The sequence below is a fragment of the Faecalibacterium sp. PGM34 genome (assembly GCF_054456555.1).
In genome coordinates, this window is sequence record NZ_CM136898.1 from 3058393 (window position 1) to 3084321 (window position 25929).

Annotated in this window: 26 protein-coding genes and 3 pseudogenes; 1 reads left to right on the forward strand and 28 read right to left on the reverse strand. The window is 52.1% G+C overall.

Features of this window, described 5'->3' with window-relative positions; all coding sequences use genetic code 11:
* Positions 1-89: 89 nt before the first annotated feature.
* From ACXPUX_RS14895 to ACXPUX_RS14915, 5 genes are all read right to left on the reverse strand, one after another.
* The gene (locus ACXPUX_RS14895) at positions 90-1841 is read right to left on the reverse strand and encodes a hypothetical protein (RefSeq protein ID WP_458829029.1); all 1752 of its coding nucleotides are present in this window, start codon (positions 1839-1841) and stop codon (positions 90-92) included.
* A gap of 609 nt (positions 1842-2450) precedes the next feature.
* On the reverse strand, positions 2451-2609 hold the full coding sequence (locus ACXPUX_RS14900; RefSeq protein WP_458829031.1) for a hypothetical protein: 159 nt from the start codon (positions 2607-2609) through the stop codon (positions 2451-2453).
* 65 nt (positions 2610-2674) lie between these two features.
* On the reverse strand, positions 2675-4252 hold the full coding sequence (locus tag ACXPUX_RS14905; protein ID WP_458829033.1) for a C69 family dipeptidase: 1578 nt from the start codon (positions 4250-4252) through the stop codon (positions 2675-2677).
* 101 nt (positions 4253-4353) lie between these two features.
* The gene (locus ACXPUX_RS14910; protein ID WP_458829035.1) at positions 4354-4536 is read right to left on the reverse strand and encodes a hypothetical protein; all 183 of its coding nucleotides are present in this window, start codon (positions 4534-4536) and stop codon (positions 4354-4356) included.
* A 203-nt stretch (positions 4537-4739) separates the two neighbouring features.
* Positions 4740-6725 (reverse strand): FAD-dependent oxidoreductase, encoded by a 1986-nt coding sequence (locus tag ACXPUX_RS14915; RefSeq protein ID WP_458829037.1) that lies wholly within the window; start codon positions 6723-6725, stop codon positions 4740-4742.
* Between the two features lie 154 nt (positions 6726-6879).
* On the opposite strand from ACXPUX_RS14915, the gene ACXPUX_RS14920 reads away from it, so the two are divergent.
* Complete coding sequence (locus ACXPUX_RS14920) at positions 6880-7761, forward strand: LysR family transcriptional regulator (protein WP_419019444.1); 882 nt, start codon at positions 6880-6882, stop codon at positions 7759-7761.
* Between the two features lie 307 nt (positions 7762-8068).
* Here the strand turns inward: ACXPUX_RS14920 and ACXPUX_RS14925 are convergent.
* The 23 genes and pseudogenes from ACXPUX_RS14925 to ACXPUX_RS15035 all read right to left on the reverse strand — a co-directional run.
* Positions 8069-8428: pseudogene (locus ACXPUX_RS14925) on the reverse strand (ClbS/DfsB family four-helix bundle protein); the annotation flags it as partial.
* Positions 8409-9182: pseudogene (locus ACXPUX_RS14930) on the reverse strand (VirD4-like conjugal transfer protein, CD1115 family); the annotation flags it as partial. The pseudogenes ACXPUX_RS14925 and ACXPUX_RS14930, both read right to left, overlap by 20 nt.
* A gap of 369 nt (positions 9183-9551) precedes the next feature.
* Positions 9552-10922: an MATE family efflux transporter gene (locus ACXPUX_RS14935; protein ID WP_458829039.1), complete on the reverse strand. Its 1371-nt coding sequence runs from the start codon at positions 10920-10922 to the stop codon at positions 9552-9554.
* Entirely contained in the window at positions 10915-11364 is a 450-nt protein-coding gene (locus ACXPUX_RS14940; protein WP_129900147.1) for a MarR family winged helix-turn-helix transcriptional regulator, read from the reverse strand. The genes ACXPUX_RS14935 and ACXPUX_RS14940 overlap by 8 nt, the downstream gene beginning before the upstream one ends.
* A 279-nt stretch (positions 11365-11643) precedes the next feature.
* Positions 11644-11859 (reverse strand): Maff2 family mobile element protein, encoded by a 216-nt coding sequence (locus ACXPUX_RS14945; RefSeq protein WP_055186938.1) that lies wholly within the window; start codon positions 11857-11859, stop codon positions 11644-11646.
* Between the two features lie 136 nt (positions 11860-11995).
* Complete coding sequence (locus tag ACXPUX_RS14950; RefSeq protein WP_458829042.1) at positions 11996-13762, reverse strand: VirD4-like conjugal transfer protein, CD1115 family; 1767 nt, start codon at positions 13760-13762, stop codon at positions 11996-11998.
* Positions 13759-14223, reverse strand: coding sequence for a PcfB family protein (locus tag ACXPUX_RS14955; RefSeq protein ID WP_458829044.1), 465 nt, complete (start codon positions 14221-14223; stop codon positions 13759-13761). Before ACXPUX_RS14955 ends, ACXPUX_RS14950 begins: the two co-directional genes overlap by 4 nt.
* A gap of 24 nt (positions 14224-14247) precedes the next feature.
* Positions 14248-14685, reverse strand: a complete 438-nt coding sequence (locus tag ACXPUX_RS14960; protein WP_270195590.1) for a DUF3846 domain-containing protein — start codon at positions 14683-14685, stop codon at positions 14248-14250.
* A 123-nt stretch (positions 14686-14808) separates the two neighbouring features.
* The gene (locus ACXPUX_RS14965) at positions 14809-15255 is read right to left on the reverse strand and encodes a hypothetical protein (RefSeq protein WP_458828989.1); all 447 of its coding nucleotides are present in this window, start codon (positions 15253-15255) and stop codon (positions 14809-14811) included.
* A 9-nt stretch (positions 15256-15264) separates the two neighbouring features.
* Complete coding sequence (locus ACXPUX_RS14970; RefSeq protein WP_458829046.1) at positions 15265-15468, reverse strand: hypothetical protein; 204 nt, start codon at positions 15466-15468, stop codon at positions 15265-15267.
* 64 nt (positions 15469-15532) lie between these two features.
* Positions 15533-16458, reverse strand: a pseudogene (locus ACXPUX_RS14975) (ParB/RepB/Spo0J family partition protein).
* Positions 16415-17248, reverse strand: a complete 834-nt coding sequence (locus tag ACXPUX_RS14980) for a ParA family protein (protein ID WP_207697595.1) — start codon at positions 17246-17248, stop codon at positions 16415-16417. The pseudogene ACXPUX_RS14975 and the gene ACXPUX_RS14980 overlap by 44 nt, the downstream one beginning before the upstream one ends.
* Positions 17248-18117: a DUF6017 domain-containing protein gene (locus ACXPUX_RS14985; protein WP_458829048.1), complete on the reverse strand. Its 870-nt coding sequence runs from the start codon at positions 18115-18117 to the stop codon at positions 17248-17250. The genes ACXPUX_RS14980 and ACXPUX_RS14985 overlap by 1 nt, the downstream gene beginning before the upstream one ends.
* Before the next feature lie 125 nt (positions 18118-18242).
* Positions 18243-18671, reverse strand: coding sequence for a helix-turn-helix domain-containing protein (locus tag ACXPUX_RS14990; RefSeq protein ID WP_207697597.1), 429 nt, complete (start codon positions 18669-18671; stop codon positions 18243-18245).
* A 138-nt stretch (positions 18672-18809) separates the two neighbouring features.
* On the reverse strand, positions 18810-20306 hold the full coding sequence (locus ACXPUX_RS14995) for a tyrosine-type recombinase/integrase (RefSeq protein ID WP_458829051.1): 1497 nt from the start codon (positions 20304-20306) through the stop codon (positions 18810-18812).
* A 120-nt stretch (positions 20307-20426) separates the two neighbouring features.
* Positions 20427-20672, reverse strand: a complete 246-nt coding sequence (locus ACXPUX_RS15000; protein WP_256266291.1) for a helix-turn-helix domain-containing protein — start codon at positions 20670-20672, stop codon at positions 20427-20429.
* A 114-nt stretch (positions 20673-20786) separates the two neighbouring features.
* Entirely contained in the window at positions 20787-21596 is an 810-nt protein-coding gene (locus ACXPUX_RS15005; RefSeq protein WP_458829053.1) for a DUF6551 family protein, read from the reverse strand.
* Positions 21587-22261 (reverse strand): type II toxin-antitoxin system PemK/MazF family toxin, encoded by a 675-nt coding sequence (locus ACXPUX_RS15010; RefSeq protein ID WP_236130952.1) that lies wholly within the window; start codon positions 22259-22261, stop codon positions 21587-21589. Before ACXPUX_RS15010 ends, ACXPUX_RS15005 begins: the two co-directional genes overlap by 10 nt.
* Before the next feature lie 86 nt (positions 22262-22347).
* Entirely contained in the window at positions 22348-22575 is a 228-nt protein-coding gene (locus tag ACXPUX_RS15015) for a hypothetical protein (RefSeq protein ID WP_117554199.1), read from the reverse strand.
* Between the two features lie 378 nt (positions 22576-22953).
* Positions 22954-23442 carry a sigma-70 RNA polymerase sigma factor region 4 domain-containing protein gene (locus ACXPUX_RS15020; protein WP_458829056.1) on the reverse strand — a complete coding sequence of 163 codons (489 nt, stop codon included), beginning with the start codon at positions 23440-23442 and terminating at the stop codon, positions 22954-22956.
* A gap of 525 nt (positions 23443-23967) precedes the next feature.
* Positions 23968-24675: an ImmA/IrrE family metallo-endopeptidase gene (locus tag ACXPUX_RS15025; RefSeq protein WP_458829058.1), complete on the reverse strand. Its 708-nt coding sequence runs from the start codon at positions 24673-24675 to the stop codon at positions 23968-23970.
* Positions 24675-24956, reverse strand: a complete 282-nt coding sequence (locus ACXPUX_RS15030) for a hypothetical protein (RefSeq protein ID WP_005922176.1) — start codon at positions 24954-24956, stop codon at positions 24675-24677. The genes ACXPUX_RS15025 and ACXPUX_RS15030 overlap by 1 nt, the downstream gene beginning before the upstream one ends.
* 188 nt (positions 24957-25144) lie before the next feature.
* Complete coding sequence (locus ACXPUX_RS15035) at positions 25145-25834, reverse strand: hypothetical protein (RefSeq protein ID WP_458829060.1); 690 nt, start codon at positions 25832-25834, stop codon at positions 25145-25147.
* Positions 25835-25929: the final 95 nt, after the last annotated feature.

The following is a 25929-nucleotide window of genomic DNA, read 5'->3' on the forward strand; positions in this document are numbered from 1 at the left end:
CCCTTTTTGAGCCGTTTTGGCCCTGAAAAGGTTCCGGGTTTTGTGCTTTTTTTTCAGAGAGCTATTTTCCAACAGCCCCGCTTTGTGTTTTACAGTTCTCCCAGAATCTTCAAAAACTCATCAAACCGATAAGCACCCTCCAGATGGAGGTCTTTATTCTGGAACACCATGTAATAACGATACTGGCTCCCGGCTGCATTCTGCCATGCGCGGCCCAGTTTGATTTTCTCACGGGACTCGGCATTTTCCAACTGGTCGCCCTTGGTTTCCACCAGCAGCACTTTTCCGCTGTTGGTCATCACGATAAAGTCCGGGTAATGGTTGCGGAAAGCGTTCAGGCAGAACGCATTCCGTCCACTGGTGGGATTGCGGTGCCACCAGCGCACACTGTCAATGCCGGTCAGTGCCATTGCCATGTCGTACTCGAAATTATCGTCTAGCTCGCACTCCTGCTTGTACAGGCTCTTGGTCAGGGAGGAAGCCTTGCCGGACAGGGTGATATGCGATGTCAGCTTGAAGCGGGGCTGGGTGACGATCTTTCCTACCTCCAGCCAGTTGTAGAAGTTCTCTCTGGCGGTTTCCTCTTGCAGCTTGATGATGTAATCGCAGATTTTATTTGCAAAGTTGACGGGCATCTGTTCCAGTGCATCCAACTGGTCTTGGTTCATGCCGCCAATGATGTAGTCCACATAACGCTGCAACTCTGTATCGTCCACGGCGTTCAGCTTCTTCTGGCGGCTCAAGGTGGTGTGGATGATGTTGCGGCACAGTTTCAGCCGGTTCTCACCCGGCATCAGGGGGAACTGCTGCCCGATAAACTGCTGATACTGGGATTCCATTTTAGACGCACGGGGCGTACCATCGCCATCCAGATCGACCTGTGCCAGATTGTTGTCCAGATGGTCGAAGTCGATGTTGCTGGGCTTACCCTTCAAAGTGAAGTTGCTCAGCAGATTCTCCTTGGTCAACTCCTGCGTATCACTGGGCATTAGGATGCTCTGGGGGATTTTCAGGCAGAATTTGGGCAAAACGAGCTGTTCGATCTCGTCAGCAAACTCTGCTTTGACCTTTGTTTGTCCAACCATTTTCTGCGCCTCCTGCGGTAAGTCGCTGGCGGGGTCGTCCTTGTGCTGCTGCAAGGCGGCTTCAAAGGCGATGATTTCCTTTCCAGCTTGCGCCAGAATGTCCTGCACTGCCGGTGCGATCTTTTGGGGTTCGGTGGTGGAGTTGACGCACACCGGGTCCAGCCGCACCGTGTCCGGGTCATCAAAAATATCTTGCGGCTCCTTCGCAGGTGCCGGGGGCGTGATGCTAAAGGTGGTCTGCTGTGCCACAGGCAGCGGTGCCGGAGCAGGGACTTCCTCCTGTGCCCGGTAGTCCTGATCGGTAAAGCCTGCGTTATTCAAGCCCTTTACAATGCCATCCAGTGTGTGCTTAAAGTCCGCAGAGGAGGTCAGCACATAGGACATATTCAAAGCCGGGACCGGGTGCTTTCGGGTATAGGGCAGGCGCAGGATGCGCCCAACGATCTGCTCCACATCCACCTGACTGGTGCGGTTTGCCAGCGATGCAAGGATGTAGGCAAAGGGACAGTCCCAGCCCTCCTTCAATGCGTTGACCGTGATAATAAATCGGATGGGGCAGTTGGGCGAGAGCAGATCTGCATTTTTCAGCTCGTTGATGTCGGCGGTCTTAATGGCAATCTGCTCTGCCGGTATGCCGTTTTTCACAAGGATGGTGCGGATCTTCTCAAAGGTGGCAGCGTCCTCCTTGCCTTTGGGCTGTGCCTGAAACAGCACGATGGGACGGATGTAGCAGCCGCCGTTGCGGTATTCTGCCATAGCCTGCGCTTCCAGAATGCACATCGTTTTTTTGCCATCGCGCCTCTTGTCATCTATGCGCTGACCTATTTTCTCGCTCCGGCAGGCGTGTCCTGTTTTGCGGATACCTCTAGTCCTGTATTTCCTATCGCTGTTTCTGGAATGAGAATTTACGGACTTGGGTTTCTGTTTTCAGGGCTCAATATTTTTGCTGCGGTTCGGATGATGGCATACGGAAAGGGGCAGTTTTCCGGTTTGATCACATTTTTGTGTTCGTTTGCATTATTGCTTTTATTTCTGGCTGTGCTTCCTCGTATATTTGGTCTGACAGGAGTATGGCTCGCCGTTCCTGCAGCAGAAGCTCTGACCTTACTCGTTTCTGTATGGTTTCTGCGACCGATTCAACCACAAAAAGGAAAGGTTGTTCCGTAATCGTTCAATATTATTCACTCTGAAAGCAAATGGATAGCCACCTGATTTGATACACAAAATCCATTCTTCCAAGCTCTCAATTCCGATTTGTCGAGTTCAGTATACCACGCTTTCTCCCCGCAGAAAAGCTCCTGCACGAAAAAGAGCCGCCGCACAGATCACTGTGCAGCGGCTCTCTGGCTCTCAGCACCGGCAGTGTCACACCCTGCGCTCAAGGCTCTGCCGGAACAGCTCATACGCTACCTGCATCTCCTCCGGCAGACGTTTCAGGGTTTCCTGCTGCAACTCGGGCGGCATTCCGTAAAAGGCTTCGGCAATGCCGCCGATGATGCAGGCAAGGGTGTCGCTGCCCTGCAAAAACGCCCCGGCTCTCTGCAACAGGAACCGGGGCGTTTTACGATCTTATTTCAGGGTGCGGAGGTTCAGCCTGCCTGATGCAGCACCGACTGGAACCATGCACGGACGCCGTACTTGGTCTGCAGGGTCTTGAACATCGCCACGGTGGCGGTGTGGACCTTATTGCTCATGGCATTGCTGGCGGTGGTGGCGGCCTTCTGCTTTGCTTCCAGACTGTCTGCAGCAGCCACCTTTGCCTTGGTCTTCTGGAAGTCCTTCAGGATCTGTTTCTGGAGCTGTGCGTAGGTGGTCTTGACCGCCGCCTTATCCAGGTCCGAAACATTGCCGTAGGTCAGCAGGTTGGACAGGGCATCCCGTGCGCCGTAGAAAGAATCGGTCCAGTTTTCCGGGTAGGTGTAGTATCTGCCCTTCTGGTCCTTGTACCAGACCCCCTCCGTGGGCTGCTCCTCCGAGCGGGTCACGGGGCCGGGAGACACCTTGTAGCAGGCAGCGGTATCGGTGGTCAGCAGCGGATAGTAGGGCACGAACACGTTGTAAACGTTATCGTCAAAGGCGGTCCACTCCACCAGTGCGGTGTTCAGCTCCCCCTCTGGGCTGACCTGGAACACATGGGTCTCCACGTTGCCGGTCTTGGCAATGGGCTCCGTCTCAAAGAAGCCCAGCACGTCCTCCACCGAGAACTTTTTGGTCAGCTTGATGTTGGTCCACACCGGAACGATCTGGCCCTTTTCGTCCACATTGCTCAGTGCAAAGTCATTTTCGGTGTAGTTATCTGCGGTAAAGGTGTCCACGCCATTCAGGTAGTTCAGACCGGCAGCCATCCGGGGAGATGCGCTCTCGCCGTTGTAGGAGGCGGTCAGATCGATGACATTGGCAGCGGCATCTCCCACAAAGGTCCCGGCCTTCTGGGCCACTTCCACCAGATTTGCGGAGGCGACCACGTTTTCGGTGTCGTCCAGGTCGATCTTGCCGATGGCGGCAACATTGGGCTGCATAAAGGCAACACTGGAGGACAGCTTCAGGGCGATGTAGGTGTGGCCCGTAAGGTTCTCCACAAACCATGTCTCGTTCTGGTCCGCAATAAACACACCGGAGCCGCCGACTGCACCGGTGGTGTCGTAGATAGAGGTCAGCAGGGCCACGCCCTCCCGGGCAGTGGCGGCTTCACTGAGCAGGACCGTGGTGATCTCAGCTTCTTCGATGCCGTTGTCCACATAGGGATCCTCTGCCAGAACAGTCTTCATGCCGTAAAGGGTCTCCGTGGCAGAGACCATGACGCCCTTTTCGTTGGTGCCAGCCTCCTCATAGGGTGTGTGGTCGTGGGTACCGTCACAGTCCGGGCAGACCCCCAGGGCGTTGTCGTCCCGGCGTGCCGTGTAGCTGTAGCTGTCGTGGGTAAAGGTGTAACTGAAGCCATAGCAGCCGTTGTAGAGCTCCCCGGCCTTGTGCTTGCCAGCAGCACTGACGTAGTACAGCTTGTTGTAATCGTTGGTGCCCAGGTCCTCAATGCGCCCGAACATGGCGGTGCCATCCTCGGTCAGGTCACTGCCAACGTAAAGTGCCGTGCAGGCAGAAGCCGAACAGACCATGCTGAGCGTTGTCACGGTAACGATGACTGCTGCAGCGATTTTTTTGAATATCATAACAGAATCCCCTCTCTTTTCGTTTCAACGCACCTCGTTGATGTGACGCATTATACACCAATTACGAATAAAATGCAAGTATATTTGAAAAATAAGTCTCTTTATTCATATTTCAATGAATTATATTCATGTGTTTTTCTCAGACGCAGCCGCTTCGGGTCATCCAGTCGGGGCAGTTCCACCTTTTCCGGGTCGAAATAGGCCTCCACATATTCCCGGATGCCCCACTCCATGAACTTTCCGTGGAGGCATTTTTCCTGCAAGATAAAAAGAGTTTTTCCCATCATGTCCCCCTTTTCGGTCCGTTTGATTGTGTTGTGGGGCATTGCAGTCTATTTCCGGCTGCCAGAAATCAGAACTTTTCCATCGGCAGGATGGCGCAAAGCAAAAGGGGCTGCTGTGCAAAACCATGTACAGCAGCCCCTTTTCAGGTGCAGATCATAATTAGGAGGTACGATTGCTTATTCAGAAAACGGAAGAGATTGTATCAGATGCCTGCGGCAGCGTTCTGACCGGCAAGGCGGCCGAAGGTGGCACTGCGGCCTGCGGCGGCACCTGCCATCAGGCTGGGATAGCTGCCGGAGAAGTAGTTGCCGCTCATGTCACCAATGACATACAGACCGGGAATGGCCTTGAAGTCCTGGTCGATGGCGTGCATATTATCATCGATCTGGATACCGTCGATGGTGCAGATCAGATAGCCGCCGGCCTGACGGACACCGTAGAAGGGTGCCTCGCTCAGGGTGGAGAGGCGGTAGCTCTCCTTGCCGAAGTCCTCGTCCTCGCCCTTGGCGGCCAGCTCATTGTAATGGTTCACCGTAGCGGTAAAGGTCTCCTTCGGCAGACCCAGCTTGTCGGCCAGCTCCTCGATGGTGTCGGCCTCCACAATGTAGCCCTGATCCTGCAGGTCGGCGTTCATAGCCTGCACATAGCCCATGGGGAACACCGGGTCTGCACCGTTGACATGGGGGTACAGACGGCTGCAGCCGTGGGTGGCAAACTTCTCACAGTCCTCGGCATACTTGCTGTCCCAAATGGTGCAGTAGGTGTGGTGGGGCTGGCTTGCAGCAGCGTGCAGCACCAGATCGTAGGGCATATACTCGTTCATGAAACGCTCACCGTTCAGGTTCACCTTCAGGAACGGCTGGCTGCCCATCCAGAAGAGGGCACCATCGCTGGCCTTGCCGTACTCGCCGGTCTGGTCCGGCTTGATGGCACCACGGTCAAAGATCATGGATGCATGGGTGGTGTCCATGATGGCACCTGCCCACAGGCAGGCCTTGATGCCGTCACCTTTGGAGCCAGGCTTGGAGTAGTTGACGCAGGTCTGCTCCACGCTCTGGGGCTGCAGTGCCTTCATCATGGTCTCGTTGCCGCTGTAACCGCCGCAGGCAAGGATCACGCCCTTGGATGCGTTGTAGCGCACATACTCACCGCTGGCGTTCTTGGCGATGAGACCGGTGACACGGTCGCCGTCCTTTTCCAGCTTGACCATGGTGATCTCGTACTGCACTTCCAGCCCGTCGGCCTCGGCGTGCTTCAACACGGCATCCATGGTCAGTTGTGCGCTGTATGCTTCGCCGTACTGAGTGCTGTGGCCGACATCCAGAACCTCGTAATTGTCGCCCTCGTGCTTTTCGTCGATCTCGTGGCGGAAGTCGATGCCGCTTTCGGCCAGAACATCCGTAAACCAGTCCATGGTCTCGCCGCTGCGGTCTGCCCACACCTTTGCCAGACTGTGACGGGTGTAACCCTGGCTCCAGTTGCACAGGTAGCGCACAGCGTCCTTTTTGCTCACATCATCGCCGTCTGCCTGCTGCTGCTTGGAGCCGCAGGCTGCCAGCGTATCCCGGATGCCGCTGGCCATATCGTGACCAAACTTCTCGATGAGGATGGTCTTGGCACCAGCCTCGGCGGCAGCGGCGGCAGCAAAAGTACCGGAAGAACCGGCACCCACCACCAGAACCTCGCAGTCCACAGTCTGCTTGATATCGCTCTCGGCGATCTCCGGTGCCTCACCCAGCCAGTCGGCGGTAGAGGAGGTTTCCTCGGTGGACTGCTGTGCAGGGTTGATGGCACCGCCGCTGGCCTGCTGGATGCAGTCTGCCACAGCGTTCTGCACGGCCTTGCTGGTGACGGTTGCACCGGTCACGCCGTCGATCTGGCTGGTCTGGGCGTTCATGATCTGCTCAATGAGCTTGTCCTTGGCTGCAACGCCGATGCTCTCGGTCTCGCCGGAGAGGTCCAGTTCCACCTTGGTGATGGTGTTGGCATCAAAGGTGACAGTGGCGGTGATCTCGCTCATGCCCTTGGCAGTAGCGGTGTAGGTGCCGGGGGTGTAGATACCGGTTGCACTGGAAACGCCGGAGGCGCTACTGGCTGCATTGCAGGCAGCCAGACCGGCAGCGGTGACACCGCTCATGGCAGCAGCTGCTGCGATCTTCAGAAATCCTTTACGGGAGATCTTTTCCATAATAATTCCTTTCTTTTCTTGCTATATCCTTCGTATCGACAAAAATCTATTGCCGTTCTTGTTAAAAATATCACATTTACAAACAAAGAAAAAGAAGATATAATATCCCTATAAGTATCAAGTAAAACTTGCGTTTTGCGAAAAGGAGCACACCATGACCATCCAGCAGCTGCGCTATTTTCTGGCATTGTGCGAAGATTTGAATTACACCCACACCGCCGGGCGGATGTATCTGTCCCGGCAGGCTCTGCGGCTAAGCATTGCCGCACTGGAAGAAGAACTTTGCGGCAAGCTGTTTGTCAACAACCGCAATCATCTGGCTCTTACTGAAAAGGGTGAGCGGTTCCGGGCACAGGCTGCACCGGTGGTGCAGCAGTTCGATGCCCTGTGCCAGCAGGCCTACCAGGAGATCCAGTCTGCACCGCTGCGTCTGGGCATCAGTGTAGCACTGGTGCCGGACTATCTGCCCAACCTGGGGGAGGTGCTGGAGGCGTTCCGGCAGCAGTACCCCGGTATCCCCTTGGAGCACACTTCCTTGTCCAACGATGAAGTCCCGGTGCAGCTGCAAAACGGCACACTGGATGCCGGACTGGTGATGGATCTAGGCGGCTGTGCCACCGGGCTTGCACGCACTGCCCTTTCCCAGCACACCACCGCCGTCATGGTCTCCCGCAGCAGCCCTTTCTGGGAGCGGATCCATATTTCTCCGGCAGAGCTGGACGGGCAGACTCTGCTGGTGCCCGGCTTTGCCCCGGATGCCCTTGCGCCGCTGTGGCAGGCACTGCAGGAAAGCGGCGCACATCCACAGCTGGAGCTAGGCAAGCAGTTTTATCAGGTGCTTTACCGCACGCAGGAGCAGAATTGTGTGTCCCTGAACCGTTTCGAGGAAGCCTCTCACAGCCAGATGACCAACGTCCGGAATGTGATATTGGACGGTTTGCCGCCCATCTGCGCCGGCTTCCTCCGCCCCAAAAAGCAGCATAACGCCTGTGCGGAGCTACTGTGCCGCTTTTTGCAGGAGAGGTTGAAGTTTTGAGAACAGTCCTTTGCCTGGAATAGCAAAAGCGCAGGACCCTGCAAAGGATTCTGCGCTTTTTATGGGAAGTAAAAAAGGGAGTTCTGTCCCAGACCAAGGTCCGGGCAGAGCTCCCTTTTCGTTTATTGGGAATATAACAATTGATGTTCAAAAGAACGCATTGTTGTGGCAAGTAGGATGCTTGTTGGGGACTCCTCAACCACTGATTTTGGGAATAAAAAAAGACCGCCGACTTTTCACATGACGATGTGTGTCAACGGTCCGTTTTTCGGTATTTAGTTTTGTGTTCAGTTCGCCAAACTGGAAGTTATAGTGCAATCTTTTTCCATTTTCTAATCTTGGTTCTAAAGGTTCCGAACGGAGCAACTGTATTAATATGTATGAATTTGTATACTTCCCAGACAGCTGTTTTAGTTGCTTCGTCAGCCCATTTTCTCATATGTGGTTTAAATAATTCTTCCTCACTCAGAGAATCGATCATTGCATAAATAGCGTTGATATTCTCATTCAATCTGTCTTTCAATTCTTGCAGTGACAGCTGAGCATATGTATCTGTGAACCATTGATATAATTCGCCAAGCTGATTCCACTTAAAATTATCCGAAGGAGTTTTGACATCAATCCCCTTTTTCTCGTCTGCTTCCCATTTAAGAACAAGAGTTGTCCATATCGAAGGTGTTTTTGGGGTCGTAGTCCGAGGTCAGCTTGTAGTTGGGATGCTGGGTCAGGTCGTACTTGTCAGAAAGAAATGGTCTGACACCACGCAACTGCAAAATGCACTTGCCGCCGTCCAGCACCGCCAGCTCATCCCGGCTCATAAGTTCGTGACCGAGTTTTTGGAACGATGTTCCGTAGGATGGCGAATTACCGCGCGTGTCCGAAGTGTTAAAAGAATCAATCGTTTCTTTGCCCAGCATTTCGGACAGGTCTTTCAGGGTGGTAGGCTCGCTGCCGCCGAGGAAAATCTGGCTGTCCATGTTGCCCACGATAGTGTCCGCATTATCCTTGTAGATGGCTTTCAACTGGCTTCTCGCCTGCAAAACAAGGCAGGCAGAGATCTCACGGCTGCGGATGGTGGCTACCAATTTTTCCAGATTGGGAATCTGCCCGATGTTGGCACACTCGTCGATCAGGCACCGCACATGGATGGGCAGTTTGCCGCCGTACACATCATCTGCCTTGTCGCACAGCAGATTGAAAAGCTGGGTGTAGACCATGCTGATGAGGAAGTTGAAGGTGCTGTCCGTATCGCTCATGATGAGGAACAGCGCCGTTTTCTTATCACCTAGCGTGTCCAGCGCCAGCTCATCGTACATGGTGAGGTCACGCAATTCTTGGATGTCGAAGGGAGCTAATCTGGCACCGCAGGAAATCAGGATGGATTTTGCGGTCTTTCCGGCAGCCAGCTTGTAAAGCTTATAAGCAGCCTGTTTGTAACCAGCGATGGAACGACTGCAAGGATAGAAAAAATTTATGAAGATATTCTTGATGGAATATGCGATGCAGTGGATCAAAAAGTGGAACGTCTAAGGAATAGATATAAATATACCGATAAGGCAACATTTCGTTTCTTTAACGACTTTACAAAAGGCGTGAAAGGTATACTCGATATGTTCCCGGTAATCTTTTGTGCAGGTCATGGAAATTCCCCCTTTCCTCCTAAAAGGGTAGTGCATGATTGATAGTTGCTTTTATAATGTAAGAGGCGGCAGCACTTTTTGCTGTCGCCCCTTGATTACCCATTTGCGAAACCGGGCGGGGCTGTCAATAGCGGACGCAGCCCGTTCATTTTACTGTGGACTAATATGTGTTGCATTTTTTTGCTTTCTTAATTCTGTTCCCACTAACACAATAGATAGCACAAACGCTGAAAAATCAGCAACAGGCCCCGCTAGCAATACTCCCATAATTCCGAAACGAAGCGGGAGCAGCAGGGTAAGCGGAATCAAGAAAAAGGTCTGCCTTGTTAATGCCAACAGAGCACCTTTTAGCGCTTTTCCTATTGCGGTAAAAAAGCTGGAAGAAAGCAACTGCACACCATTTACCAACACCATGAAAAGATAGGTACGCATGAACAAAACAGCAAATTCAAAATACAGCTCGTCCCCGTCTCCGAATAGTGAAATGATAGATTGCGGGAAAAATTGAAATGCGATAAAAGCAATAGTGGAAACAACAAGATTCCACTTTATTGCAAGCATGTAAGCCTCCCGTACCCGATGATATTGCCTTGCTCCATAGTTGAAACCGATAATCGGCTGCATCCCTTGCGAGATTCCTACAACAATCGCAAGGATTATGGCATTTGTTTTCATAACAATTCCGCAAGCTGCCAAGGGAATATCCGTTCCATATTTTGTTAATGCGCCGTAATAAGTCAACGAATTGTACTGAATGATTTGAATCACGGTAACTGCAATCTGATTTGAGCTGCTGCTTATCCCCATGCTGCAAATTTTCAGGCTTTCTTTAATGTCAAATAAAAACGACTCTTTTTCAAAATGGATTGTTTGGAAATGCCATAGATAACGGAGTGCGAGTATGAAAGAAAAAATTTGCCCAATAACCGTTGCCCAAGCTGCGCCGGCAATTCCCCAATCGCAAACAAAAATAAAAATGGGGTCAAGAATGGTATTGATAATAGCTCCCACAACCATGCAGACCATTGAATACTTTGGTTTTCCATCTGCTCGAATCAAATTGCTCATACCATTCGTTACAATGAGAAACGGCATTCCAATCAATGTTATGCTGGCATACTGCTTTGCATATGGAAATACATCTGTCGTTGCCCCAAATGCCTTTAGGAGCAAAGACAGAAAAGTTTCTCCAACCAGCAAATAAATAATTCCGAAAATTCCCATCAGAACAATACCATTTCCCGCTGCTTTGGCGGCAGCTTTCGGCTCTTTGCATCCAAGACAGAGGGAAACACGGGAAGCACTGCCAATTCCGACCAGTAGTGCAATGGCAAGGCAGATGGTAGAAAACGGGTAGGCAACATTGGTTGCTGCATTTCCCAAATAACCGACCCCTTGACCAATAAAAATCTGATCCACAATATTGTAGATTGAGCCGACAAGAGACGCCACAATACTGGGAACAGCAAAATTTTTCAACAGCTTTGGAATTTTTTCATAGCCCAGAGGATTTTCAGTCATTGAACTCCTCCCCCTTTCTCTCTATATGGAGTTCCGATGTGATATTTCTGCCCGCCTGTATTAAGAAATCCATAAAAAGGTTCTGCTCGGATTCGCTCATACCCTGCAATAAAAGAGCTTCTGTCTTTTCGCATATCATCTGTATCTCGTCAATAATAGACAATGCTCTTTCTGTAGGATACAATTTACATGTCCGCTTATCCTTATCATTGGGAGAACGTGTAATCATTCCCTGCTTTTCCAATGTCGCAACCGTCCGTACAATATTGCTTGGATGAACATAGAACATATTCAACAAAGAATCTTGTAGAATACCGGGCGAACGACAGATTTTGATTAAGAACATATATTGACTGTTGTTGATTCCATAGGGGGCAAGTTGCTTGTCCAAATAGATTTTGTAAAATCGGTCTGTTACGGAAAGCCATTTTAATAGTTGCATAGATATATACCTCCAATCAGAACGTATTATACATCAATATGTGTGCGCGCGCAAGCATTTTTTCTGCCAACAAATATTTCCAAATTAAGGTATTGAATCCTTATCGTGTTTTTGTAGATAGGCATGAGAGGGATTCCGTAGTAGTCGGCATTGTGGGAATGTGTATAACTGGCTGTCTTATGGAGTTGTGGGTAACTCTGTTTGCAGAATGTGGGAAAGCTGCACTTTAGCTTTTCCATGTTCTGTGAATGTACAGGCGGGAAGACCCGCCTGCGGCTCTTAGCCGAACAGACCAGACAGCAGAGGAATCAGGGTGATGCCCACCAGCGCAACGCCGCCGCCAGCCATGAGCTGCTTCATGCCCTGGCTCTTGCTGCCGGGGTTGTCGTTACCGTAACCTTCCAGCAGATTGATGGCACCCCACACGCCGAGACCGGCACCCAGAGCGACAACCAGAGTCTGAAGAACTTCGATAGCAGAGTTAAAGAATTCCATAGTCGTTTCTCCTTTTATAAATGAAAGTTGTAGACCGTCCGTACACACCTGAAGCCGCTGTTGTTAAGCCGCAAACTGCGGCGGAAGTGGACTTTCTGGTGTACCTTTCCGGTCAAAAATAAAACCGCCTACCGGGTCAGGCAGACGGGAGCGAATCAGCGTCCACCACGATGAACTCATCACCGGGGTGGATCTTTTCTTTTCGGTTCAGATATTTTTCAATGTCGAAGGTGTTTTTTGGGTCGTAGTCGGAGGTCAGCTTGTAGTTGGGATGCTGGGTCAGGTCGTACTTGTCGCTCAAAAACGGGCGCACACCACGAAGCTGCAGGATGCACTTGCCGCCGTCCAGCACCGCAAGCTCATCCCGGCTCAATAATTCGTGACCCATCTTCTGGAACGTAGTGCCGTAGCTGGGGCTGTTGCCACGGGTGTCCGAGGTGTTGAAGGCATCAATCGTTTCTTTGCCCAGCATCTCGGACAGGTCTTTCAGGGTGGTAGGTTCGGAGCCACCCAGAAAAATTTGAGAATCCATGTTGCCCACGATGGTGTCCGCATTGTCCTTGTAGATGGCTTTCAACTGACTTCTCGCCTGCAAAACAAGGCAGGCGGAGATCTCACGGCTGCGAATGGTCGCCACCAGCTTTTCCAGATTGGGAATCTGCCCGATGTTGGCGCACTCGTCGATCAGGCACCGCACATGGATGGGCAGCTTGCCGCCGTACACATCATCTGCTTTATCGCACAGCAGATTGAAAAGCTGGGTGTAGACCATGCTGATGAGGAAGTTGAAGGTGGAATCCGTGTCCGACATGATGAGGAACAGCGCCGTTTTTCGGTCACCCAGCGTGTCCAGCGCCAGCTCATCGTACATGGTGAGGTCACGCAATTCCTGGATGTCAAAGGGGGCCAGCCGTGCGCCGCAGGAAATCAGGATGGATTTTGCGGTCTTGCCGGCAGCCAGCTTGTAAAGCTTATACTGCCGTCCGGCAAAGCTGTTGGGCTTCTTTTTTGCCAGTTCTTCAAACAGCAGATCCACCGGATTTTGATATTCCTCGTCATCCTCCAGCACCTGCATGGTATTCAGCATTTCCAATAACGTCGCAAAATTCTGCTCCTCCACCGGGGCTTCATAATGCAGATAGGCGATCAGAGCGGTCAGCAAAAGACGCTCCGATTTCTCCCAGAATGGATCGCCACCGGACCCTTCGCCCTTGGTGTTGGTCATCAGGGTCGTGACCAGTTTCAGAATGTCTTTTTCGCTGTGGACATAGGCGAAAGGGTTGTAGTGCATACTCTTGGAAAAGTTAATGGTATTCAGGATCTTGACCTTATAGCCATTCTTCAACATTGCATTGCCACATTCAAGCACGATAGTTCCTTTCGGATCGGTGACGACATAGGAGCTGTGGCATTGTAGGAGGTTGGGCTTGAGCCAAAACCGGGTCTTGCCGCTGCCGGAACCGCCCACCACCAGCACATTTTTGTTCCGGGCGTTCTTGGGGTCAGGCGGACGATTGGACATCATCAGCCGTTCCGTTTTGGTCAGGATGATGTTATCCTCAAACTTAGGAGCCATAAACGGTTCAATGTCCTTGGGCGTACCCCACCGGGCAGAGCCGTACTCCATGCCATGGCGGTACTTTTTGGCGTTTTTGCCACGCAAATAGACCGCCAGCCGTAGCCCTGCGCCGCAGCACAGACCCATCAGCAAATCAAGCGGATGCAGACTGGGCAGAGGGTTCGCAAACGCCACCGGGATGGTGCCCATCAGCGACATGATCTTATCGCCCAGCTCTTTGCCCTCCGCTAGCCGCCACGCTTCGCCAAAGTTGGTCGCCGCCAGCCCCAGCAGAAGATAAGGCAGATAGAGCGCCAGCAGCTTTGTCAGCTTTTTCGTGGTCACAACCCACGCTCCTGTTCCTTGTGCCGGACTTTGCCGGGGAGTTCTGCCGCCGCCTGCACCAGCTCCTGCAATCGTGCCAGTACCGAGGGGCGTTTGTCCTTGTTCAGCAGGGATGCTGAATACTCCTTGAACGCCGAGTGGAAGGCTTCTGCATCCGGGGCTTTGAAAAAGACCAGATACCGGGGCGGCACCTCGGAGGTGTCCTTGCGGATAGCATAGTCGATGCCGTACTTTTTGGCGTAGCGCTCCAGCCCACGGATGCCGGTCTTGCTGATCTCCACGCTGGATACGCCCCGGTTTTGCCGCAAAAGGGTGCGGACGCTCTGCTTGCCTTGGGATGCCTTGGACTGGTACAGCCGGATCGCCGCCTTTACCGCCCGCAGGACGGTCCGGGCAGACAATTTCGTGGTGGAGATCATAATGTTGAATGACTTCTGTTCGATTTCTTCCTGCACTGCCATCACCTCCCGTGCAGCAGGGTGATTTTAGCGGTCTTGCTCTGCCGTGGGCTTGGTGCGGGGCTTTTCTGTGGGAGGTTCATCGGGCACTGGCAGTACCAGCAGACGGTTGCCCAGCTTCAGAAAGGCTTCCGGCTGATGGAAAAGCTGCTCGTACTTCTGCGCCAGTTCCGGGGTCAGGGATGCGAAATCCTCCTCGCCCAGACCCACCACCAGAAAAGTCCCGGCAACGGCATCATACATTTCTCCGTTTTCATCCCGAAGGGCACGGTTCAGCGGCAGACCCATGAGCTTGCCATCATCGTTGTAGACGATGGCGACCGGATCTTCAAAAGGGTAGCTTGCGCCGATGGAGCCGCCCACCGCCTGCTGCAAGGCTTTCAGGTCGTTATTGATCTCGACCTGCTGCGGATACTGTCCCGGTGCAATTTTCAGCACCGACAGAGTGTTCTCGTTCTGTTCCATTATCTTCCTCCTCGAATTTGATAGTGATTTCCTGCCCAGTACGGGCGGCGTTCAACAGAGCTGCCACAAAGAAGCCGAAAAAAGCGCCGGCTTCAAACAGCATAAACTCAAAGACAACTCGCATCAGTCAACCTCCGACAGTTCCACACCGATATATCGTTTTCCGTCTTTGTCGTAGAAAAACAGGTGTGCCAGAAGCCAGTCATCCAAGTCCAGCTTCTCATAAATGCTCGGCAGAATAAGGAAGTGATCATTGTCCTTCCGGCAGAGAAAGGCTGTATCCTCTAGGATGCGTTTGCCATCCACAATGCGAATCTGCTCCGGCTGATAGCGGATCTGGAAATCCGTAAAAGGAATATTGCAGGCTTCGTAGGTGCCTCCATAATACGGAAGCTTCTTCTGCATTGCCGCATCGTAAGGCACATAATGAATGCCCTCTGCGGCACTGATGGTCACAACCTCCGGGCCGTGTTCAAAACCGTATATGCTGGCTTTGATAAGTTCATCAATGACTTCACCATTGGACAGCCCCGGATACATACTCTGGAAAAATTCCGCTCTCGTTGACATAGCGGTACCTCAGTCGATGCAGATGCAGGGCAGCTTCTGATCGTCTGCCATCAGGGTGATGCTGTGGCTTGCCAGATACTTCTGGAACAGGTAGACCTCATCAATGGTCAGCGAGATGACCTCGCCGCCCCGGTTTGCCGCCAGCGCAGCGCAGATACGCACATCAATGGTGATCTCCTCGGAGCGGATGGTACAGGTAGCGTTGTTTTTCATAGGCTTTTTCTCCTTTTGGTTGCAAAAGAAAAAGACCCCATCGGGTCTTTCGTTGCGGTATAAGTCAGCGTTCATTCTGCCGCTGCTGTTTGCGCTGCCACTGTTCCAGCAGCTTGATGATGGTGTCCTCCATCTGTTTCGGGGTGTAGCTGCGGGGAAAGTATTTCCGCAGGGTATCGTTTTTGATGACCACCTTGTCCAGCTCGTCCTTTTTCTCTTCTCCCATGACCGCAAAGGCAACGTCATACGAGAAGTGCCCTTCCTGCACCAACTTTTTAAGCCGCTGCGCTTGGGAAAGGGACGGTGCATTCTGGGTGTCGTTCATTGCCTCTAAAAAATCCCGCTGTTGGGCTTCGTCCAGATAGGACAACTCCACAGCGGGATTGAATGCAATTTTCTTTTCGTCTACCATGTCCAGCAGTTCCGGGATAAGGCAGGTCAGGCGGATAAATCGCTTGACCTGCGACTTGGTATCATTGGCTTCCTCTGCCACTTTTTCGGCTGCTGTCAACTTCGGCCCAATTTGGCCGAAGTTAAATCTGACCTAGCACCTTGATTTTTTAGGGCTTCCAGCTTCATTTTGTAGGCGAAAGCCCTTTCACTGGGCAAGATGTTTTCACGTTGGAGATTCGAGTCCACCATGAGCAAAACAGCGGCATCATCGTCCATGTTGCGGACAATGACCGGCAGCGCATCCAGCCCGGCAAGCTGGGCGGCGTGCTGACGGCGGTGCCCGGAGATGATCTCATAGCCACCCTCCGGGCGGGGACGGGCAATCAGCGGAGACAACACGCCGTACTGTTCCACGCTCTCCACCGTGCGCTGCATGGACTCATCATCCAAAACCTTAAAGGGGTGGTTCTTAAAAGGGAACAGCTCCCCGATGGGGATTTGCTGAACCTGTTCCCGCTGCTGTTCCTGTCGGGATTCTTCGGTGGAGAAGATGTCATCTGCCCCTTTCAGCGACACGTTTAAGCTGTTTTTCGGCATTCGCCATCACCTCCCTAGTCAGAGATTTATAGGCTTCTGCCACCTTGCCTTTGGGGTCATGCTGGTAGATGCTCTTGCCTACGGCACTGATCTCTGCAGCCCGGACAGATCTAGGAATGGTCTGGTCGAACACTTTGATCTTGCTGCCGTAAGCACCCCGAATCAGATTGTCGATCTGCTGCCCATAGTTGGTGCGGCTGTCGGTCATGGTGAGCAGGATGCCCTCGATTTTCAGTTTGGGGTTGATCTGCCGTCGGACCTTCTGCACGGTCTGCAAAAGCTGTTCCAGGCCCTTTGCAGACAGGTACTGCGCCTGTACGGGAATCAGGGTGGTGTCTGCCGCTGCCAGTGCATTCACGGTCAGCATCCCAAGGGAAGGGGTGCAGTCCAACAGAATGAAATCGTATTCATGCTTTGCACCTTCCAACACCTGTTTGAGCATCTTTTCCCGGTTCAGGCAATTGACAAGGGAAACTTCCAGCCCTGCTAGTTCGATGTTTGCCGGAATCAGATCAACGCCCTCTGCATGGTGCAGGATGCCTTCACCGGGCGGAATACTCTGATCGTTCATGGCTTTTGCCATCAAGGTGGAAAGGGTCGTGGGCAGTTCATCGGGCTGCTGCCAGCCCATGCTGATGGTCAAGCTGCCCTGTGGGTCAGCGTCCACCAACAGGACTTTTTTGCCCTCCATCGCCAGCCCGATGCCCAGATTTTCACAGGTGGTGGTTTTGCCGGTACCGCCTTTCTGGTTGACGATGGCAATCGTGGCTGCTTTCTTTGAAATTCTCATCACCTCCGATTCGCTAAGTCGTGGTTGGTTTGGTTCTGGTAGGAAAGCTGCATGGTGGTGGGTGCGTTGTACAGAGAAGCCAGCAGGTATTGTTTCATGTTACGGATCGGATTGCTGTTCTCTGCAAGGCACTTCAGCACAAAGCGGATATGGTCGGCGTTCAGCTTCATAAAGCGGCTGCGTACCACCTCGGCGGGCTTATCGTCCCCGGCAATATGCAGCAGCTTGCGGTTGGTGGCGCAGGTGTCCACCAGCAAATCTACGATTTGGTAGATGGTGTCCTCATCGTCCGGGCAGAGCCGGAGCAGAAGGTCTATCTCCAAAGACTGAGAAAAATATTCTTCCAGTTGGGTGCGTTTGCTCATCCCATCCGCTTCTTCAGAATAGAATGAATCAGTCTCACTCATTTCAGTATCATTCTCTTTAGTCTTATTACATCGTGATTTTGAAGGGTCTTGACTTGCGTTTTTGAAGCCTCCAGAATCGTGAAAATCACGATTCTGGAATATTGATTTTGACGATTCTGCTGAAAAGTTCTTCACATACACCAAACTTGGCTTTCCCAGACCTCTGCGTTTTCGTTCAATCAGACCAAACTTTTCGAGTTCCCGGAGCAGCTTGGTCGCTTTGTTGTCTGCGCAACACAACGCCCTCTTGACATCCTCTATCGTGAAGATAATGAACACTCGGTTCTGCTCATCCAGCCAGCCGTTTTTCACGGACAGGCTCATGCGGTCCAGCAGGATACCGTACAGGGTCTTGGCATCGGTTGACAGGCTCTGGAACCGTGGCTCCTGAAACAGAGCCTTTGGAATGCGGTAGAAGGAGAACAGCTCTCCGGCTTGTCCGTAGAAGTAGTCAAGGGTCATGTGGCTTTTTCAACGTTTTGCTCCAGCTTGTGTTCAAAAAATCGACCGCCTTTCGTTTGAAAATAAAAAGCGCACTCTTTTCTTATTGAAAAGTGGTGCGCTATGTAATATAATGGCTGTATAATTTAGCTATCCAAAAGATAGTCGATGAGATATTCTTTCGGAATCATGAAAGATCGTCCGACTTTCAGGCAGCGAATTCTATGTTGATGGATTCTTCTGATGATGGCAGTCTGGCTTTTGAAACCGAGTAAAGTTGTTGCTTCTTCGACAGACAGCACATCAGGATAGTTCACAAATAATTTTTCATAATACTCTTTTGCTTGATTTTGATTCATTATCCTTGACTTTCCTTTCGTTTTGTGCCTAAGCAGAGGAGCGTTTTGCCCTGCATCCCTCCTGAACATCCCTCCAATTTCCATTTGGGCGGTCCAAACCGAAAAAACAGAGTAGAGGAAAAACGCATCGAAAAATCGTGGATATTTCAAATTATTATTCGTTGAGGCGTGAATTTTGCCTTTGCACAGTGGGAACCAGATATCACTAGATATCACTGGATGACACCAGATGGAAGATGCGGATAAAAACTCAAAATCGCTCGGGAAACCATGTGGGTTCGAGTCCCACCATCGGCACCAAGCAAGCAGTCCGGACTTTTTTCAGGTTCCGGGCTGCTTTATTTTTGTTGCAAATCATACCTTTGTGTTCTCCGGGAAAATGCTGACGATGGCATTGGCAGAGGATACCTTGCTGGAAAAATCCAGATGGGTATAGATATTGCTGGTGGTGCTGATATCGCTGTGCCCCAGCCACTCCTGGATCTCCTTCAGGCTCACGCCGTTGGCGTAAAGCAGGCTGGCGCAGCTATGGCGCAGGTCGTGGAAGCGGATGCGCTTCATGTCGTGCGCCGTGAGGAACTCCGGGAAATGCTGGCTCAGAAAGTTGGGGCGGATGCGCCTGCCCATCGGGTTCACATAGATATAGTCGAGATAATCCGTGCAGTAATCCTTGCCGCAGACCTTCCGGTTCAGCGCCTGCTCTTTCTGCATCTTTTTGAGCATCTGCTCACAGGCAGGGATCAGCGGAAGGGTGCGGCAGCTGGATTTCGTTTTGGTTCTATCCCGCGCGATATCGGTCACAACGCCGTCAACCTTTGTGGAAACGACTGTGTGCTGGATGCTGATGGTCTTGTTCTCAAAATCAATGGCATCCCATTTCAGGCCAACGATCTCGCTGCGGCGCAGCCCGTAGAATGCAGCCATGATAACGCCGAACTCTGCCGGGTCGCCCTGGATCGCTGTGAAGAGCTGTTCCAGTTCCTCTGCCTTGTAGACCTCCGACTTGAACTTTTCCTTACGAGGACGTTCAACGCGGTCTGCGGGGTTGGAACGGATCATGCCGATCTGAAAAGCGTACTGTAAACACTTGCGGATGTTGGCGTGATAGTGGATGACCGTATTTGCCGTAACGCCGCGATCCAGCTCATGCTGATAGAAATCCTGAATGTACTTGGGGTGCTGCTCAAGGTCTTGCAGGGTGTAGTGGAGCGGCTCAAAATAAGGGACGATCCGGCGCGTGATGACGATCTCGTAGTTTGCATAGGTCGTAATTGCCACGCGGGACTTCATCATTTTCAACCAGTCCATGAGAAAATCGTTGAAAAGTACCGGGGAGTTATCAAGGCAGGGGTCAACCGTCTTGACGGGGTTTGCTTTCAGCCAGTTACTGTCAACGGCATACTGAAGGGCATCGGTCAGTTCCCTGTGCCAATCCAGAAGCTGCTGTACGGTCGCTTCCTCCTGCTGACGCTCATAGCGGAAAAACGTTTCCAGATCGCGCGGAGTGAGCGCTTTTAAAGACAGCCGCTTTCGTTCAAAGTACGGGATGATGACCCTGCCCATATCGTAGGCGTATCGACCGTAAGTATCCGGGGAAAGGTTCATCACGCTTTCCCGCAGCCAGCGGGTCAGGTATTCCGGCACAGACAGGTCACCGACCTGCTGCATCGTTTCCGGGTTGAACTCCTTTTGTGTCTGACGCAGAAGGGATTCAGCCCGCTTTTTGTTTCCCTTTACGGGAAGTCCTGTGCTGATGGATTTGGTTCTGCGCTTTCCGTTTACATCCTTCCAGCTCAGGACCATCTGATATGTACCATTCTGTTCTCTTAAATGTCCAGCTACATTTATCATAGAAACGCTCCTTTCTTTGTAGCCAAACGCTCTTTGCTCAGGCAACCTTAGTTTAAAATAAACAGGGCTGCTTTGCAAGGATGGCGCAAGGGATTTTTGGGGCTGCATCCCTCCTGAAGGTCAAGTCTTGTCCAGCAGGTACTCCACAACGCAGAGCTTCGGGATCTTGTAACTGCGCCCCACACGGACAGACCGGATCTTGTTTTCCTTGACCAGCAGGTAGGCGATCTTCCGCCCTACCCCCAGCATTTTCTGAAGATGCTCCACCGTCACCACATCCGGGTAATCCTTGAACATCATCATGTACCGCTCTGTCTTGCGGTCGGGCGCTTCCTGAATCAAAGTGCAGGCTGCGATCTCGCTCATTCCTGTCCTCCCCTTTCCAGTTCAATATGTCAATTATTCGAAAGAAAATACTATATGTAAAGAGCAATGGTCTTTTCCGGGTACCATCGCCCTTGCCAAAGGAGATATTTGAGTTTAGAACTTCATCGGCAGTGCATCTTTCCTGCATTTGCCGTTGTAGGTGGTGTAGATGGGATAAACGTACCGCCGCCAGCCCGGAAGCTTGGCGGGATTATTCCGGCTGATACGGTAGAGCTCCATGGGATGGACGCCGCTCAGCGCACGGACAAGCCGCTCCGCACTGTACTGTCCATGATACAGCTGCACAAAGTACATCACGCCCCGCAGGACAGCCGCCCGGAAGGAATCCGGTCTGCCCTCCCACGCTTCCACGATGTGCCGCAGGGCTTCGCAGTAGATCTCTTCGCCCAGCTGGTCGTACAGCTTCAGCGCCGTGCCCACGCAGCTGATACGGTAGTCGCTCAGCTGCATACTGTCGTAGTTGAGGGAAAGCCCCACCCGGTTGGTGGCTGCGACAAACGCCTTGGAGGGAGCATCGCCGCCCACCACCTTGGCGCGCAGCCTGATGCCCGCCGACAGGGGTGCGGCGTGACCGTTCTGCTCCGCAAAGAGCAGGGCTTCCTGCTCCATCGTCAGTCCGGTGTAGACCTTGCAGAGGATCGGGCGGTCCTCGCCGCCGTTGAGGAGGATGCAGCCCTCGATGGTGTGCTGCCCGTCCATCACATAGTACCTGCCGTTGCGGAAGCTGACCTTCGGCTCGTTAACAATGTACTCGTTGAAGTCCCTGGCGATCAGCTCCACCCGTTTGCGCTCCACGCCCCGCTGGTAGATCTCGCGAGGATAGATCAGCTTGCTGCTGTGGATGACCATAAGCTGGTACGGCGGGTTGATACCGATGAAAGAATTGTTGTCGTTCAGGCGCATCGCATTTCCTCCTTGATTCTCCAAATGTACTTCTCGGCTTCCTCTAAGATCTCAGCCACCTGCTGCTTACGCTTCGGGATGGTGAGCAGGCTGGGATTAAAGGTGAAGCTGTATTCCAACCGCTGGATCATGGCATGAACCGCGGATTGCAACTCGGTGTACAGCATCATTTCCTCGATGCTACCGGCGTTCTCAAAAGACGATTTGATGGGCGTATAGGGGTAGACAGGCGGTTTGCCATCCACCACCTCAGGCGGCGCGTAGACCGCCGTAGAGCGCCGGATAGGCTCTATCTGCTGGATGCTGCCCATCGGGTTCAGCGCAAGGCTGATGCGTACTGCATCGTCCACCCGGCGCATCTCCTCCGGGGTCAGATGCCCCAGATACTTCAGCGCCCGGCTCTTGTCGATGGTGAAGATCTGCTCTGCCTGCACAACGGACGGCATATTCAACCCTGCGTTTTCCAACAGGCAGTGGGTCGGCTGGTTTACTTTCTTTTCCGCCTTGCTTGTCATGGTCGCAACGATCAGGGTCGGTGAGTGATAATTGCCCACGTCATTCTGGAGAATGACCGCCGGACGGTCACCGCACTGTTCCGAGCCGGTGCTCGCCCCGAAGTGGGTGAAGAAGATGTCTCCGCGTTGGAATTTCCAGTTTTGCTGCAAAATTGTACCTCCATGTTGTTATGTGCAAAGCCCGCTGCCGGATGTTCCGCAGCGGGCTTTGTTCAAGGTATGGTGGTATGGTCGGGTCAGCGGTGCATGACCACATAATCGTAGCCGCGCCGCATCTGGCAGACGGTGCAGGTGTCCATGCTCCGGTCTGCGCTGGGTACAAGCGCGATCTTGAAAGCCTTTGCATCCACAAAGTGCCGCAGACAGGTGCTGCAGAGGGTGCGGATGGACTTAACCATCTCAGGGGTCAGCTCCATCTCCTCGTAGATCTCCTGCTCGCGCACCGTGGGGTTCAACTCGTCCATAAAAGTGTCCTCCTATATGTATCAAAGTGGATATTCGGATAAAGAATAAATTGGGATACGTAAAAAACGGGAACTGCCAGATGCGCAAAAACGTACCCGGCAGTTCCCGGATCAATATGATTAAAGGTCTCGCATATTCGCCCTCGGCCCCCTGCGAGTGGGGCATGAACATCTGGCAGCGGACTTGTACCGCTTCATTGGCATTTCAGCCACCCCGTCTGCTTTGTGACCGGGCCGCGAATTACGGAAGTATCATTATCGGAGTACCAGATGACGGAACTATTCAGTTTTCAAGGTTCCTGAGGTCGGACGTTTTGCCCTGCGGTGAGTGCCGCTTGGGAAATTGTCCCTTCACTTGGTAGCCGACGAAAACGCCCTTCAGACAACCCCAATTTGAAAGTTTTTGATAAAATTAGTAATTCTTTGAATTTTCTTACTAATATTTTGCTTTGTCGTACCAAATGCTTTAGAAATTTCAACAGTGTCATATCCTTCATAGGCATACAGAGTAATCAGTTCAAGGTCTGAGTCCGACAAATTTTCAAGAGCAGACAACAGCCGTTCGTCCTCAATCTCGCCGATCCATGCAAATTTGCTCTTGGTTTCGTGGTAGGTATCCTTTGTGGTAATGGCCTCCTGATAGCGCAACATCAAGGGAGATGCTTCTTCCTCGGAACTTTCATACGCAGGAGCAGTGAATTCCTGCGTCCGCTCGACGAAGGTACGCTCTGAATTGAACTGCTGACGGTCATAGTCGTACATCTTCTGGATGGCATCTTCCGCCATTCCCGCAGCTGCGTACTCGACGCGCAGCTTTTCCCAGTGTGCTTCAAACTTCTTCAACTCTAAGCCCTTATTAAAAGACATCGTAAACCTCCAAATTTTCGATAAAGCGTAAAAAGTCGAAAATTTGGAAGGCTACGGATATTTCGCCGCTTGGGGCATCCACGAAAAACAGACAAACATAAAGCCTGCTCCTTTTTACGGGAGCAGGCTTCCTGAAGGCTAAAAAAATAGCCGGACAACAGCCAACTGAGGGATCTTCAAAGAAAATTCCTCAATCAGCTGTTGCCCGGCTATTTGGAGCGCGTTTCATTCATTGCCTTGCGGCAATGGCCCGTTGCTCGGAGCGAACAGTCCATATTCAGGGTGCAATGCACCCGTATTTGTTAAAATGACTGGAAAATCACCGGCGTCTGAACGCCAGATCAAGCCTCAGGGTCTCCTTGCATTTACTGCATTTTACTTGCAGTGTACCGGAACACCCATCAATTTTTTTGTATAGCTTATTACCGCAAACAGGACAAAACCTCCAGCCGATGCTGAATTGCGCCTGCTGTATATTGTTTAATGGTTTATTTTTAAAAGCGCGATTATTTGACTGAATCATATTTATTCTCCAAAACGGATGATGTCCAATGGATGGCAGTGGATGGGGTTGCCTATTATGACCTGCATCTGCTGTAGTCTGATCCTGATAGCAGACCACGATACTCCCATCCGCGCAGCCATCTCCAGAATTTTTTCATAGTTCGGGTCAGATGCGGATTTGTATAGGATTCCATTCGGCAGACACAGCGCGGCTCGTTCTATTTCGGCGTTGACCAGAAATGTTGGCATCAGCAGCTCTGCCGCAAGGGTATTCGCCTGCCATTCTTCCCATGAAGGTTGTCCGTTTCGTTCCCGATAGGCAATGTGCCCACGGCACTTGACTGCTTTTCCGTAATCGTTCGGAAACAGGTCGGCTAAGATCTGGTGTGCCGCTTCATGCGCTATCGTGAAATTCCGGCATCCGGTGCAGCTGTCTGCCGCAAGGGCGGAATCGATTACGATATCCCGCGGCATGAACACCTCTACAAGCTTTGTCCCATCCTCCAAAATCACAGTAAACCTGCATTTCTGGAAAACGGTCAACCCGAGGATGCTGCCATCGCTGCACAGCGGCAGCATTTTCACATTCAGCCCAAGAACAGCGCTTGCAAGCCGTTCAGGGTCAATGGGTTCCGGGGCATCTTTGCTGATCCCGAAGCGGGTATAATACTGGTCGATATACTTACCCGCTATGCGCGAAAGGTCTGCGCGGGATAAGTACCTTGCCATCACGAAGCACGGCTTTCCGGCACGGAGCAGTAGGCTTCCACGAACCACTTGCCCTGTTCAAGCCAGAGATTCCGCTTCTGCCCGCAGATCATGCAGGTGAAGCACTGCCCCTTCCCGCCAAGGCGCGATGTGCCACGCCTGACAGCCAAAACACGGTCGATTCCATAGATATGGCTTTTGTCGTAATTGATGGCAAGAGGGCGGATCTTGCCATCAGGTGTAAAGCGAACGTCCACTTCAACGTATCTCTTTTCACGGTGGAGCTTGTTGTCATCACGCATCGAGGGGCCTCCTTCTCATTTTTTAGGTTGTTTTTTCGGTGGTTTAATTTGGATTTTTTACACCAAATTGGTGTTTACAGCTTGATTATACTGCGATCGGTTTTAGTTGTCAACTACAAATTTACAGAAATATTTTCGAAATCCAGTTGATTTTACTCAAGCTGCACGCCACAACGCAGTCACAACCGTTAGTGTTCTTTTCCTCCCATCTTCTCCTTAGCCTTGTCCGGCACGTCGATCAGGCCAAAGCGGTAGAACAGCCCATAGATGTATGACACACCCCGGATATCTCCCAGAGCCTTGGGTCTGTCCACTACCTCTCCGATTTTACCGATATTGTGATACGCCAGCGTCACGGAACTCCAAGCAAGGCTCTTGCTGCCCTCTCTGCGGTCGATCCACAGCTCCTTGGTGAACTCATCTCCCCTGCCCTTTTTCAGCGTATATGTAAAGGGCAAGCCGGATATCGTCTTGAACTTGTATTCCCGAAAAGCCACCACGCACTTCCAGAGGTTCTCTTCGCAAGGGTTCTTCTTCAGCGCAACCACAGCTCGGTAGTGTCGCTGCCGCTCTGCCCCGGCACTGATATTCGCCGCTTCAGCGTCCTCCGGGAAGTACACGCATTTCTCATACGGCAGATAAGAGGTCACAGAGGGGCGGGACAGCTGCAAAGCCGACATAGTGGAGGTAACAGCAGCAGAATAGCTTTGTGTTTCTCTGAAGGCATTAAAGGTCTGCTGGACGAGCTTTGCCGTGTCCGACTCGTAGACCCCGGCTGTGATGAGCAGCTTCCGAACCTTGATAGGGTTGAGGGACAAAGCGTCTGCGATGGCTTGCAGGCTCATTTTGTCCGTATAAAGGCCAGCAGCTGCTTTCATCTGCTGTGCCAGGTTCTTGGCTGCGCTATACTCTGGTTTCGATAGTTTTCGCCCACCGCCGGGCTTGCGCGCGCGTGTATTACTCATTAAATTTG